Source organism: Hymenobacter glaciei, from assembly GCF_039539585.1.
In the GTDB taxonomy this organism is placed as follows: Bacteria; Bacteroidota; Bacteroidia; order Cytophagales; family Hymenobacteraceae; genus Hymenobacter; species Hymenobacter glaciei.
In genome coordinates this window covers 175,666-189,925 of record NZ_BAABDK010000031.1, presented here as the reverse complement: position 1 = coordinate 189,925, position 14,260 = coordinate 175,666, and the positions used below count along the sequence as shown (strand labels likewise).

Below are 14,260 nucleotides of genomic sequence, written 5' to 3'. Positions count from 1 at the left end.
CCAAATGAAGTACTGGAAAGGAATTGAGGAACTGGAAAGCGCCCCGGAGTTCATGCAATCGGCTTTTGCCGAATTCATGCCGGTAAAGGAAAGCCACGAGAGCAGCGATGCTACGTCGGCTCCTCGCCGCGATTTCCTCAAACTGATGGGCTTTGGTGTTGGCGCCGCAGTGCTGGCATCGTGCGAAACGCCGGTAAGAAAGGCAATTCCATACCTGAACAAGCCTGAGGAAGTCGACCCGACTATTTCGAACTTCTACGCTTCCACCTACTTCACCGGCGCCGACTACAACGCTGTGCTGGTGAAGACCCGTGAAGGCCGGCCGATTAAACTCGAAGGAAACCCGGAGTCGCCCATCACCAAAGGTGGTTTGTCGGCCCGTGCCCAGGCCGCCGTACTGAGCCTTTACGATGGCGGCCGTTTGCAGCACTTCGCTATCAAAGGCAAACAGGCCGAGATGGCGAAGGTGGACCGCGAAATCCGTGAGAAGCTGGCTGCTACGACCGGACGCATTGCTATCGTATCGCACACGATTATCAGTCCAAGCACGAAGAAGGCTATTGCTGAATTCACTGCCCGCTACCCCAATACCACGCACGTGATGTACGACGCGCACTCGGCTTCGGCCCTGTTGCAAGCCAACGGCGGCGTGGTACCAGGTTACGATTTCAGCAAGGCCAGCGTCATCGTGAGCCTCGGTGCCGACTTCCTCGGTACGTGGATTTCGCCCGTGGAGTACGCTAAGCAGTACGTTATAAACCGCAAGGTGAGCAGCGCCAAGCGTACTATGTCGCGCCACATCCAGATTGAAACAGCTCTCTCGCTCACTGGCTCGAACGCCGATGTGCGTATTCCGGTGAAACCGTCGGAAATGGGTGCTAACGCATTGGCCATCTACAACCACGTTGTGAATGGCGCTGGTGCCGATACGAAAACAGCGCTGGGTAAAGCTGCTGCCGAGTTGAAAGCAGCTGGCAGTGCTGGCCTGGTTGTTTCCGGTTCCAACGACCCAGCTGTTCAGGCCTTGGTAACGGCCATCAACCAAGCTTTGGGCAATGCTGGTACTACTACTGGCGGTGCACCAAGCAACCTGCGGCAGGGCGACGACGCCCGCATGGCAGCGCTTGTGAATGAGATGAATGCCGGTACCGTTGGTGCCGTGATTTTCTATAACGCCAACCCGGTATACAACCACCCGCTGGGTGCGAAAGTGAAGAGTGGCATTGCCAAAGTGGCCCTCAGCATTTCGCTCAACGACCGTCTCGACGAAACCGGCAGCCTTTGCCAGTATGCCGCGCCCGATAACCACTGGTTGGAATCGTGGAACGATTTCGAGCCTAAAAGGGGCTACCTCAGCTTAGCCCAGCCGGCAATTACGCCGCTGTTTGCTACCCGCCAGGCCCAGGAAAGCCTCCTGCACTGGGCTGGCAACAATACGACTTACTACAGATACCTCCGTGCCAACTGGCGTGGCATCACCCCGACTGATGCCGCTTGGGATAAAGTTGTGCACGATGGCGTAACGATGGGTACGGCTCTGGCCGCTGCCCCTGCCATGACTGGCATGAGTGCGGCCGCCGCCGCTTCGCAGTTGGGCAACGCCGCCAAGCCGAATGGCATTGAATTGGCGCTCTACGAGAAAGTAGGCCTCAGTGCCGCTGGTACTGAAGCCAACAACCCGTTCCTGCAGGAACTGCCCGATGCTGTATCGAAGGCAACCTGGGGCAACTACATCGCTGTGCCGCGCAAGATGGCCATCGAGCAGAAGTGGGAGCAGGGTGACGTGCTGAAAGTAACGGCCAACAGCTACAGCGTCGAACTGCCCGTACTTATTCAACCCGGTCAGACCAATGGCACGGTGAGCATCGCGCTCGGTTACGGCCGCACACTGGCTGGCAAAGCCGGCGACAAAGTAGGGGAGAACGCTGCCCCACTGGCCATGATGGCCAACGGTGGTACTCAATACCAAAACGTAGTAACGCTAGAAAAAACCGGCGCTACCTCGCCTATTGCTCAAACTCAGACGCACCACACGCTGATGGACCGCCGCCCGGTGGTGCAGGAAAGCACCCTGGCGCAGTATGTAAAAGACCCCAAAAAGGTAACGGAGTACGAGAAGGTTTCCACACCCGATGGGTTGGAAGCTCCTAGTAAGGTGTCGCTCTGGCAGGACTATCAGTACAACAACCACCACTGGGGCATGGCTGTCGACCTGAACTCGTGCATTGGCTGCGGCTCGTGCGTGATTGGTTGCCAGACCGAGAACAACACCGCCGTGGTAGGCAAGCAGCAGGTAATTAACCGCCGCGAAATGCACTGGATGCGCATCGACCGCTACTACAGCTCCGATGCACACAAGAGTGACTTCGACACTAAAGGCAAGGTGGCGACCTATGCTGCCATGGAAGACCCTTCGGAAAACCCACAGGTTATCTTCCAGCCCATGATGTGCCAGCAGTGCAACCACGCGCCCTGCGAAACGGTATGCCCGGTACTGGCTACCACGCACAGCACCGAAGGTCTCAACCAGATGACCTACAACCGTTGCATTGGTACGCGTTACTGCGCCAACAACTGCCCATATAAAGTGCGCCGTTTCAACTGGTTCTCGTACTACTCGAACGAGAAGTTCGAAGTAGTAAACGGCCACATGTTCACCGACCTCGGCCGCATGGTGCTGAACCCGGACGTAACTGTACGTGCCCGTGGTGTGATGGAGAAATGCTCGTTCTGCGTGCAGCGTATCCAGCTCGGTAAGCTCGAAGCCAAGAAGCAGAAGCGTCGTCCCAAGGATGGCGAGATTGTAACGGCGTGCGCCCAGTCGTGCCCTACCGAAGCCATCGTGTTCGGTGATATGAAAGACCCCAAGAGCCGCATCAGCCAGTTGCTGCGCCGAGAAGACGGCGAGCGCGCTTTCCACTCGCTCGACTCCATCAACGTGCAGCCGAACGTGACCTACCTGACGAAGATTCGCAATGCCGAATCGGAATTTTTTGCCCCCGAAGTAGAAGCTTAATTATCCCTTTATGCAGCACGTATCAGCAATACGCGAGCCGCTCGTAACCGGCGGCAAGACGTTACACGACGTCACGCAAGACATCTGCTACCAGGTGGAAGCCAAACCCAACCTGCGTTGGATGGCCGCCTTGAGCGTAGCCCTGTTTTTCTTGGGGATTTTCTTCTACTCCGTATACCGCACCGTTTGGTACGGCATCGGCGAGTGGGGCCTGAACAAGACCGTTAACTGGGCCTGGGACATCACCAACTTCGTGTGGTGGGTAGGTATCGGCCACGCCGGCACCCTGATTTCGGCGGTACTGTTGCTGTTCCGTCAGAAATGGCGGAGTTCCATCAACCGCGCGGCCGAAGCCATGACCATCTTCGCCGTAATCTGCGCCGCCATGTTCCCGGTGTTGCACATGGGCCGTCCGTGGTTGGCATTCTACGTTTTCCCGTTCCAGAACACGCTGGGTTCGCTCTGGGCTAACTTCAACTCGCCCTTGTTGTGGGACGTGTTCGCCATCTCGACCTACTTCACCGTGTCGCTGGTGTTCTGGTATATCGGTCTGATTCCGGACTTCGCTTCGATTCGGGACCGCGCCAAAGGCCCTATTGCCAAGTTCAGCTACTCGATGTTGAGCTTCGGCTGGAAAGGCTCGGCCAAAGCTTGGTCGCGTTACGAAACCGTTTCGCTGATTCTGGCCGGTGTTTCGACCCCGCTGGTACTGTCAGTACACACCATTGTATCGATGGACTTTGCTACCTCGGTGGTACCGGGCTGGCACACCACCATCTTCCCGCCCTACTTCGTGGCTGGCGCTATCTTCTCGGGTTTTGCCATGGTGCTTACCCTGATGCTGATTACCCGGGTGGTATTCCGCCTCGAAGATTATATCACGCTGGAGCACATCGCACTGATGAACAAAATTATGATGGTAACCGGCTCCATTGTGGGTGTGGCTTACATCACGGAGTTCTTCATCGCCTGGTATTCGCAGGTAGAATTCGAGCAGTACGCCTTCATCAACCGTGCTACCGGCCCCTACTGGTGGGCTTACGCTGCGATGATGACCTGCAACGTGATTACGCCACAGCTGGTGTGGTTCCGCCGCGTGCGCTACAGCATCCCGCTCACGTTCGTCCTGTCCATCATCGTGAACATCGGTATGTGGTTCGAGCGCTTCGTAATCATCGTGACTTCGTTGCACCGCGACTACCTGCCGTCGAGCTGGGCCATGTTCTCGCCTTCGATTATAGACATCGGCCTGTATGTAGGTACCCTCGGCTTGTTCTTCACACTCTTCCTACTCTTCGCCAAGTTCTTCCCGGTGATTAACATGGCCGAAGTAAAGACCATCCTGAAGTACACCGTTGATAACGGCCCGACTTACAACCCCGAGAAAGCGGCTCACGCCCACGCCCATCAACCTGCCATCCACGGGGCCCCTGCCTCGGCTCCCGTAAACTACAACCAGCATGACTAAGCAATTCGCCCTCGGCATCTTCGAAGACGAAGACGTGCTGCTGCACGCCGTGGAAAATGTGCGCGCCGCCGGCGTGAAAATCTACGACGTATTCTCGCCTTACCCGGTGCACGGCATCGATGATGCGCTTGGTATTGAGCGTTCGCGCCTGCCTATTGCTGCCTTCTTTTTTGGCATGACGGGCCTAGCCTTCGCGCTGTGGATGCAGATTTACATGCTGGGTTTCGACTGGCCGATGATTATCGGTGGTAAGCCGCACATCAGCCTGCCGGCCTTCGTGCCGGTCGCGTTCGAGCTCACGGTGTTTTTCACCTGCCACGGTATGGCCATCACGTTTTTCACCATTACGGGTCTTTATCCGCGCTTCAAAACACCGGTGATGGACGTACGTGCCACCGACGACAAGTTTGTAATGGCCATCGAGTTGGATGAAACCAGCTCGCAGTTTCCCCGGCTGACCCAGTTGCTCCGCGAAAACGGTGCTTCGGAAGTCAACCAAAAAGAAATGACCAACTAGTAATGACGCATCCGCTGACCCTGAGCCTGCGCGTTTCGGCGCTGCTGCTGTCCTTGGGCCTGGCCACCACGGCCTGTACCCACGATGGAAATGACCCCGGTGTGGAATATGCCCCGGAGATGTACGAGTCGATACCCTACGAACCGCTTAAGCAAACCAGCTTTAACACGGTTAACTCATTCGGCATAAACCAGCGTACCCCGGCTAACGGTACGGTGCCCCGCGGCAAGCTTAACTACTTCGACCATATCCCGAAGGACAGTGTCAGGATAGCTGAGCGCACACTCCGCAACCCTTTTGCCTACACCAAAGCCAATTTGGAAGAAGGCAAAGTGCTCTACACACGTGTTTGCTCGCACTGCCACGGAGAGCAAGGTGATGGCCAAGGCCTTGTAGGTGTCAAGTACAAGGGTGTGCCGAATTACTCGGCTGGTGCCTACAAAACCATGAATGATGGTCACATCTACCACGTCATCCAGTGGGGCCGCAACCGCATGATGCCCCACGGGTCCATCGTAAATCCGGAGGAGCGTTGGAAAATCGCCATGTATGTGCGGGTGCTCCAACGTGGCGAAGGCCCAGATGCGCTGAGCAAACTGGTGGCCAAAGGCCCAACCAGCACGGTAACCAGCGACTCGACTGAAACTACGGACCCTACCAATACTGCACCGGTAGGGCAGGCGCAAGCCAACAAAGCTTCCGAAACTCCCGGCCAAGGTGGCGCCGTTTCGCCCAACGGTTCTGGCGTGACCCATATTCCCGGCAACAAATAACTATGGCAACTCTGACGCACCACGAAAGCGCCACGGCTGAACAGCTCGTTGTTACGGATGGCGCCCGTAAAACTTTTATCACCATCATCGTTGCCGGCGTAGTATTGCTCGTTGTGGGCATTCTCGCCCAGGTAATGGGCTGGGGCGCAGCTGAGCATGGCGAAGCCGCTGGCCACGCGGCAGCCGCGCATGGCGCTACCCACGAAGAAGGCCACTCAGTGCTCATCAAGCGCATTTTGGTAAGCCTTTGGCATAGCAATCTGTTCTTCCTTGGCGTTTCTGCCATTGGTACCGTGTTCATGGCTATCAACTACGTGGCATATGCTGGGTGGTCGGTAGTTGTAAAGCGTATCTCTGAGGCCCTGAGCGCCTGGGTAATTCCCGGCGGTGTGGTGATGCTCATTGTGTTCTTCGTGGGCCGTCACGATATTTTCCACTGGACGCACGATGGTATTATGGACCCAAAGTCGGAGCACTTCGATGCCATTATAAAAGGCAAAGAAGGTTTTCTGAATCTGCCTTTCTACGTGATTCGTATGGTGAGCTACCTCGTAATCTGGGCTGCCTTCAGCTGGAAGTTGCGTCAGCTCTCGCTCGCGGAAGACTTGAACGGCGGTACCTACTGGTTCCACAAAAGCATCACGGCTTCAGCTCTGTTCCTCGTTCTGTACGCGGTGACTTCGTCCATGGCAGCATGGGATTGGGTGATGTCGGTTGACACGCACTGGTTCAGCACCATGTTTGGCTGGTATGTATTCGCCTCGTGGTGGGTATCGGGCATTGCTGCCATTGCCCTCACAGCTATTATACTGAAACAAAATGGCTACCTGCGTGCTTTAAACTCCAGCCACATCCACGATTTGGGCAAGCTGATGTTCGGTTTTAGCATCTTCTGGACTTACGTGTGGTTCGCCCAGTTCATGCTGATTTGGTACGCAAACCTTCCCGAAGAAGCAGTGTACTACAACCAGCGCCTTGGTGGATTTGAAGGACGTTACACCTTTATGTTCTTTTTCAACATCGCCATCAACTTCGTTTTCCCTTTCCTGGCACTGATGACGCGTGATGCCAAACGCCAGATGATTATGATGAAAATCGTTTGCGTTGCCATTCTGTGCGGTCACTGGTCCGACTTCTATTTGATGCTGATGCCGGCAACTTTGCGCGGCGAAAATGGGTTCTTGATTGAGATTGGCATTGCTGCAATTTTCCTCGGCGCATTCCTGATTGTATTCACCCGCCGTCTGGCTTCGGCTTCGCTGGTGCCCGTGAATCACCCCTTCCTCGACGAAAGTGTGCACCACACCACCTAAGGTTTAGATTTCAGGATGCAGTATTAAGTAGCAAGGCAGCTTGCTAACGCTTAGCTACTGCTTGATGCCTGATACTCAGTACTCACTACTACAAACTCAATGACTGCTCTAACCATTTTACTGGTGCTGGTGCTGCTGTTGGTCGTGTTCGGCCTGCTGTATCGCCTACAGATATTTACTTCGATTTTCTCGGGTTCTTTCACTCGCGACATCGGGGTAAGCAATAGTGTGAATGCTATCCTGATGATGGTGTTCCTGATTGGAGGCGGTGCTTGGTTCGCGTATTCGTTTGTTGAGAATTTCAACAAGATGAACCCACCCATTGCTTCGGTACACGGTCACAAGATGGAAACTATGTTCTGGACCACGATGGCGGTGATTGGAGTTGCGTTTGCCATCACGCAGACTCTTCTGTTCTGGTATTCTTATAAGTATCAGCACAAGGAAGGCCGTCGGGCTTATTTCTTTTCCCACAACAATAAAATCGAAGTTATCTGGACCATCATCCCGGCTATCGTGATGGCTTCGCTGATTTTCGCCGGCTGGAAAGCTTGGACGCGCATCACTGGTCCGGCCCCGAAAAATTCGGTGGTTGTGGAAGTAATGGGCAAGCAATTCAACTGGCTTGTTCGTTACCCCGGTCGCGACATGAAGCTGGGTGTTATCAACTACCGCATGATTGATGCGGTGAATGAGTGGGGCTTCGACCTGAGCGACAAGTCGGCTCTGGATGACTTCACGACCAACGAAATTCACGTGCCCAAGGGCGTGCCGGTGCTGATTAAGATTCGCTCGCGCGATGTACTGCACGCCGTGTACATGCCCCACTTCCGCGTGCAGATGTACGCGGTACCCGGGATGCCGACCCGCTTCTGGTTCACGCCAACCACGACAACCGATGAAATGCGCGCCAAACTGGGCAACCCCAAGTTCAATTATGAACTGGCTTGCAACCAGCTTTGCGGTGGTAGCCACTTCGCCATGAAAGCGACGGTGATTGTAGATGAGCCCGATGATTACCAGAACTGGTACGCCGCGCAGCAATCATTCTCACAAAAGAATCCCGAAGTAATGGCCGCCTTCAAACAGAAAGCCAAAACGATGGTTACTCCCGTAGCGGCTGCGCCCGAAGTAGAGGCTGCTCCTATGCCCCTGGCAGCTTCTAACTAACTACATACAAAAGGTATCCTGCTATGTCAGACCTGACACCCAAACCAAATCTATCGCCCAGCGTGCAAGCGCAGGGTGGCGTTGGCTCCGCTCCGGTGCCGACTGTGGAGCATGGTGACCACCTGCTGCACCACGAAGACCATGAGCACGACCATCATGACCAGCATTGGCTGTGGAAGTACGTGTTCAGCCAAGACCACAAGCAGATTGCCAAGCAGTTCCTGATTACGGGTATGTTGTGGGCTATCATCGGGGGTACGCTGTCGAGCTTATTCCGCTTGCAGCTCGGCTGGCCCGAGGGCACGATGGAATGGCTGAAGCCTGTACTCGGTCACTGGATTGAAGCCGGTAAGCTCAACCCTGAGTTCTACCTCGCCCTTGTGACGATGCACGGCACTATCATGGTGTTCTTTGTGCTCACGGCCGGTCTATCGGGTACGTTCTCGAACTTCCTGATTCCGCTGCAAGTGGGTGCCCGCGATATGGCTTCGGGCTTTATGAACATGCTGTCGTACTGGTTCTTCTTCATTTCCAGCGTGGTCATGTTCTCGTCGCTGTTTATTGAGACGGGCCCAGCTTCTGCGGGCTGGACAATCTACCCGCCGTTGAGCGCGCTGCCGCAAGCCATTCCCGGTTCCGGCGCGGGCATGACGCTGTGGCTGGTGAGTATGGTGTTCTTCATTGTATCGCAGCTGCTAGGTGGCGTTAACTACGTGACAACGGTTATCAACCTGCGTACCCGTGGCATGAGCATGAGCAAGCTGCCGCTTACCATCTGGGCTTTCTTCCTCACGGCTATCCTCGGCATCCTGTCGTTTCCGGTGCTGTTCTCGGCCGCTTTACTGCTGGTGTTCGACCGTTCGTTCGGGACTTCGTTCTTCCTATCGGATATCTACATTGCCGGACAGGCACTGAGCAACCAAGGCGGTTCGCCGGTATTGTTCCAGCACTTGTTCTGGTTCCTGGGTCACCCCGAGGTGTACATTGTGATTATGCCTGCCATGGGTATGGTGTCGGAAGTACTGGCTACCAATGCCCGCAAGCCCATCTTCGGCTATCGCGCCATGATTGGCTCGCTGATTGGCATTTCGCTGCTGTCGTTCGTCGTGTGGGCTCACCACATGTTCGTAACCGGCATGAACCCCTTCCTGGGCTCGGTATTCATGTTCCTGACGCTGATCATCGCTGTGCCATCGGGCGTGAAAGTGTTCAACTGGCTGGCCACGCTGTGGCGCGGTAACATCCGCTTCACGGCCGCTATGCTTTTCTCGATTGGTTTTGTGTCGCTGTTTATTTCGGGTGGTTTGACGGGTATTATCCTCGGCAACGCGACCTTGGATATTCAGATGCACAACACTTACTTCGTGGTAGCTCACTTCCACTTGGTAATGGGTAGCTCCGCCTTCTTCGGCCTATTTGCCGGCGTGTACCACTGGTTCCCGAAGATGTTTGGTCGCATGATGGACGAGAAGCTGGGCTACATCCACTTCTGGCTGACTTTCGTGGGTGTGTACTTGGTGTTCATGCCGATGCACTACGTAGGCATCGCCGGTTTCCCCCGTCGTTACTACGCCTGGACTGGCTTCGATGCGTTCTCGCAATTTGCCGATATGAACAAGTTCATCTCGATTGCGGCCATCATCGCCTTCCTGGGTCAGTTTATCTTCATCTTTAACTTCTTCTACAGCATCTTCCGCGGCCGTCGCGCTACCCAGAATCCCTGGAACTCGACCACGCTAGAGTGGACCACGCCCATTGAGCCCGGCCACGGCAACTGGCCCGGCGAAATTCCCGCCGTGTACCGCTGGCCCTACGATTACAGCAAGCCCGGTTCGGAAGTGGATTTCATCCCACAAAACGTACCGTACTCGCAAACGCAGTCGTCGAACCTGCCCTATGAGCAGGAGCTAGCCGACTAAGGTGTCGATACAAGCAAAGTCCCCGAACGGGCCGCCTCACCGGCGGCCCGTTTTTTTTAGCCTGCTACTTTCATCACCATTTGCAAGGGATGGTTGTTATCAAATGGGTGCAGTAGCAACCGACTTTTAAGAATGGAGAATAATTTAAATACTGCGGCCTTGCGCCGGTTTCGCTCGTTCGGCATTCTCACAGTAGTAGCCGTTTACTTGCTGATACTGGTAGGTGGCGTGGTGCGTAGTACCGGCAGTGGCATGGGCTGTCCCGACTGGCCCAAGTGTTTCGGGCAGTGGGTACCACCCACCGAGGCCAGCCAACTGTCGCCCGATTACAAAGAGGTATACACTGCTCAGCGCGTGGCCAAGAACCAGAAGCTGGCCCGTACGCTGCAAAAAATGGGTTTCGCGCAGGTAGCAGGCAGCATCTTCGCCCATCCCACGCAATATATCGAAACCGACTTTAACCCGGTGAAAACCTGGATTGAATATGTGAACCGGTTGCTGGGTGCGCTTATTGGAGTGTTTGTGTTTCTGACGGTGGTATTTGCGCTGCCGTATTGGCGGCGCGACCGCACGATTTTCTGGCTGGCGCTGGCTTCATTTTTACTCACTGGGGTGCAGGGCTACTTGGGGTCGCTAGTAGTATCGACCAACTTGCTCCCGGTAATGGTAACGGTACACATGGCGCTGGCTTTGGTAATTGTGGCGCTGTTGCTCTATGCCGTGGACCGGGCGCAGTGGGGGAGGAGGGCATCATTGGAAACTGATGATAACCTCGTGCAAGCTCGAACCATACAGCGGCCAGCACTTTCGCTACAAGTGTGGCTATGGGCGGCGCTGCTACTCACTTTCTGGCAAATTGTGCTGGGCACACAAGTGCGCGAGCAGGTTGATATCGTTTCGGCCGCGGCCGATTACCTGGGGCGCGAAACCTGGGTTAGCAAGCTGGGCAGCGTATTTAGCCTGCACCGTACGATGTCGGCGGTAGTGGTGCTCGTGAATGTATATGTGGGCTACGAATTGTGGCAATTAAGCCTTACGTGGCTACAACGACTGGTTACGGCTACGCTGGGCATTATCGGGTTGGAGATTGTGGCGGGCATCGTATTAGCCTCATTTGCGTTACCACCGGCCGTGCAGCCGGTGCACCTCACCTTGGCTACCGTGTTGTTTGGTGCTCAGTTTCTGATGCTGCTGGCGGTAGCCCGCGCCCGAAAAGGTCGGGAAACTATTGCGCCTTCGGATGCTGCCCGGCGGGTTGTTGCGTAACTTTGCGGCCCCGTTGAGGGCTGGACTCCAGAGCCGGTGCTTACGGCCTATAAAACACAGGTATTGATGGTGAAGGCCCGCGCCTATTTTCAACTGCTCAAGTTCCGGCTTTCGCTCACGGTGGCGTTTTCCAGTGCCATCGGCTACATGCTGGGGGTGCATGAGCTGAGCTGGAGCCGCGCGTTGCTGGTGATGCTGGGTGGGCTGCTCGTAACGGGCTCGGCGAACATCATCAACCAGGTGCACGAGCGGGAACTCGACAAGCTGATGACCCGCACCGCCAAGCGGCCACTTCCCACAGGCGTGCTCTCGCCGGCCGAAGCATGGGTATTCTGCGTGTTGCTGGGCGTAACCGGGCTGGCGCTGCTCTGGTACTACTTCAACCCCCTCACGGCGGGCCTGTCGTTGCTCTCACTCATACTTTACGGCTTCATCTACACGCCGCTCAAAACGATTTCGCCCATCTGTGTAGCAGTAGGCGCTATTCCCGGCGGATTGCCGCCTCTCATTGGATGGGTGGCTGCAACGGGTTACATTGGTGTTGAGGCGTGGGTGTTGTTCGGCATCCAGTTTATGTGGCAGTTTCCACACTTCTGGGCCATTGCCTGGGTCGCCGACGACGACTACAAACGGGCCGGCTTCAAGATGCTGCCCTCGCCTGGCAATCGCGACTTGCGCACGGCCTTTCAGATAATGACCTACACGTTGCTGCTTATCCCGTTGAGCCTGCTGCCGCTGGAATTTAATATCGCGGGCCGCGTCTCGGCCTTGGTGGCTGTGGTAGCTGGTATCCTGTTTTTGTTACTCACGGTGCAGCTCATGCGCACGCAGTCGCGCAAGGCGGCGCTACGCATCATGTTCGCCTCGTTTCTCTATTTACCCATCGTACAAATTGCCTTGGTACTGGACAAAATCTAGCTATTAATTGTTAATGATTGACAGTGGGTGCTTTCGGCTCCGGCTGGAAATTCATTGACTCTTACGATTACCAATTCATCATAATTATGACTCCCGAGATTTTAGCCGAGAAGGAAACCGGACTAGGCTGGCACCCCAAGCGTGTGCTTCTTATCCTCCTCATTTTCAGTATCGTGATGATGTTCGCGGCTTTCACCAGCGGTTACATCGTGCGCCGCGACGAAGGCAACTGGCGCGAGTTCGACCTGCCCGCCTCGCTGCTCATCAATTCCATCCTCATTGCGCTCAGCAGTGCCACTATGCAGTGGGCCTTTTTCTCCGCTCGCAAGGACGAAATCGGTCGTGCAAAAACTGGCCTGATTATCACCTTGGTGCTAGGCTTAGCCTTCCTGGTGGGACAGTACTACAGCTTTGGCGATTTGGTGGCGGGCAACACGTATTTCGGCGGGGCCGATGCCAATCCTTCCGGTTCGTTCGTATACGTGCTCATGGGCGTGCACGCTTTTCACCTTATTACTGGCCTTATTTTTCTGGCCGTGGTACTGAAGCGGACGCTTAATTATCAGGTGCATTCGCGCGCTATGCTCTCCATTGGCAACGCCACCTTGTACTGGCACTTCCTGGGCGGCCTTTGGCTGTACCTGTATTTGTTCTTACTTTTGAACCACTAAATTCGACGTTACGCTGTCCGCTATGTCCCAACCGACCACTTTGCAGCCCACCGCTGCTTCTGCCACCCTCGACGCCCCACGCACCGGCAACTGGGATGGCGGCAACGAACCCTTCAAAGCGAGCTACGGCAAGCTGATGATGTGGTTCTTCCTGCTGTCTGACGCTTTCACCTTTGCTGCCTTCCTCACTACCTATGGCATGATTCGCCATAAGCACGAGGTATTTACCGGCGAAGCCAAAGACTTCGTTTTCAGCACGCGTTGGTGGCCTATTCCGGACCATGTGTTCAATGCTTTTCCAGGCATGGGACACGCCAACGTTCCGCTCGGTTTCGTGGCTCTGATGACCATGATTCTGATTCTGAGTTCGGTAACCATGGTATTGGCTGTTGAGGCCGGCCACCGCATGGACAAAGCCGATGTGCAGAAATGGCTCCTCTGGACCATCCTGTTTGGCGCTACTTTCCTGGGCAGTCAGGCTTGGGAGTGGGGCCACTTCATCAACGGCCACGTTGAGCCCACCATTATGGCCGACGGCACCAAGTTCTTCGGTGCCAACCTGCACATGAACCAATACGGGCCAGTGCTTTTCGCTGACCTGTTCTTCTTCATTACCGGCTTCCACGGCACGCACGTATTCTCGGGCGTCTGCCTGCTGGTGTGGTGCTTTATTGCCACCACCAACGGCACGTTCGAAAAGCGCGGCCACTACGAGATGATTGAGAAAATTGGCCTCTACTGGCACTTTGTAGATTTGGTGTGGGTGTTCGTATTCACCTTCTTCTACCTCGTTTAATCTCACGTATAAAGGTTGAATTATGATTCTGGGTTTGGCAAAACTGTCAGTCCAGCATCTATAACTCATTAGTTATAATTCTCTTCAAATGGCTTCTCACGCAACTACCGAGCACACGCTTGCTCCCGGCGAAATCGCCAAGCCGAACACCGCTTGGATTTGGAAAACCTTCGGCATTCTGGTGGCCATCACGGCCATCGAATTCGTGTTCGTGTTCCTGATGCACCCCAGCACGCTGCGCAACAGCATTTTCATCGGCCTCACCATTCTCAAGGCCTTCTTCATTGTGGCCGAGTTCATGCACTTGAAGCACGAGACCAAAGGCCTTATCTGGACCATTATGGTGCCGGTAACGCTGCTGGTTTGGCTACTAGTGGCCCTCATCACGGAGGGTTCGTTCATGGGCGAAGTCCTGCAAAACATGTTTAAATAG

General features: G+C 55.2%; 12 protein-coding genes. All 12 read left to right on the top strand.

Going from position 1 to position 14,260, the window contains the following annotated elements:
* Positions 1 to 4 precede the first annotated feature (4 nt).
* The 12 genes from ABD837_RS20570 to ABD837_RS20515 all read left to right on the top strand — a co-directional run bounded on the left by ABD837_RS20570 (position 5) and on the right by ABD837_RS20515 (position 14,260).
* The gene (locus ABD837_RS20570; protein WP_345058357.1) at positions 5 to 3,016 is read left to right on the top strand and encodes a TAT-variant-translocated molybdopterin oxidoreductase; all 3,012 of its coding nucleotides are present in this window, start codon (positions 5 to 7) and stop codon (positions 3,014 to 3,016) included.
* A 10-nt stretch (positions 3,017 to 3,026) separates the two neighbouring features.
* Positions 3,027 to 4,484: an NrfD/PsrC family molybdoenzyme membrane anchor subunit gene (gene nrfD / locus ABD837_RS20565; protein ID WP_345058355.1), complete on the top strand. Its 1,458-nt coding sequence runs from the start codon at positions 3,027 to 3,029 to the stop codon at positions 4,482 to 4,484.
* Entirely contained in the window at positions 4,477 to 5,001 is a 525-nt protein-coding gene (locus ABD837_RS20560) for a DUF3341 domain-containing protein (RefSeq protein ID WP_345058354.1), read from the top strand. The genes nrfD and ABD837_RS20560 overlap by 8 nt, the downstream gene beginning before the upstream one ends.
* Positions 5,002 to 5,003: 2 nt before the next feature.
* Positions 5,004 to 5,774, top strand: coding sequence for a c-type cytochrome (locus tag ABD837_RS20555; RefSeq protein WP_345058352.1), 771 nt, complete (start codon positions 5,004 to 5,006; stop codon positions 5,772 to 5,774).
* A gap of 2 nt (positions 5,775 to 5,776) precedes the next feature.
* Positions 5,777 to 7,087, top strand: coding sequence for a quinol:cytochrome C oxidoreductase (locus ABD837_RS20550; protein WP_345058350.1), 1,311 nt, complete (start codon positions 5,777 to 5,779; stop codon positions 7,085 to 7,087).
* A 99-nt stretch (positions 7,088 to 7,186) separates the two neighbouring features.
* Positions 7,187 to 8,257: a cytochrome c oxidase subunit II gene (locus ABD837_RS20545; RefSeq protein WP_345058348.1), complete on the top strand. Its 1,071-nt coding sequence runs from the start codon at positions 7,187 to 7,189 to the stop codon at positions 8,255 to 8,257.
* A gap of 23 nt (positions 8,258 to 8,280) precedes the next feature.
* A complete protein-coding gene (locus tag ABD837_RS20540; RefSeq protein ID WP_345058346.1) occupies positions 8,281 to 10,176 on the top strand; it encodes a cytochrome c oxidase subunit I in 1,896 nt (631 codons plus the stop codon).
* 132 nt (positions 10,177 to 10,308) lie between these two features.
* Positions 10,309 to 11,442, top strand: a complete 1,134-nt coding sequence (locus tag ABD837_RS20535) for a COX15/CtaA family protein (RefSeq protein ID WP_345058344.1) — start codon at positions 10,309 to 10,311, stop codon at positions 11,440 to 11,442.
* Positions 11,443 to 11,508: 66 nt separating this feature from the next.
* Positions 11,509 to 12,360, top strand: a complete 852-nt coding sequence (gene cyoE / locus ABD837_RS20530) for a heme o synthase (protein ID WP_345058513.1) — start codon at positions 11,509 to 11,511, stop codon at positions 12,358 to 12,360.
* A gap of 86 nt (positions 12,361 to 12,446) precedes the next feature.
* Entirely contained in the window at positions 12,447 to 13,031 is a 585-nt protein-coding gene (locus ABD837_RS20525; protein WP_345058342.1) for a cytochrome c oxidase subunit 3, read from the top strand.
* 22 nt (positions 13,032 to 13,053) lie between these two features.
* On the top strand, positions 13,054 to 13,827 hold the full coding sequence (locus tag ABD837_RS20520) for a cytochrome c oxidase subunit 3 (RefSeq protein WP_345058340.1): 774 nt from the start codon (positions 13,054 to 13,056) through the stop codon (positions 13,825 to 13,827).
* A gap of 88 nt (positions 13,828 to 13,915) precedes the next feature.
* Entirely contained in the window at positions 13,916 to 14,260 is a 345-nt protein-coding gene (locus ABD837_RS20515) for a cytochrome C oxidase subunit IV family protein (RefSeq protein ID WP_345058338.1), read from the top strand.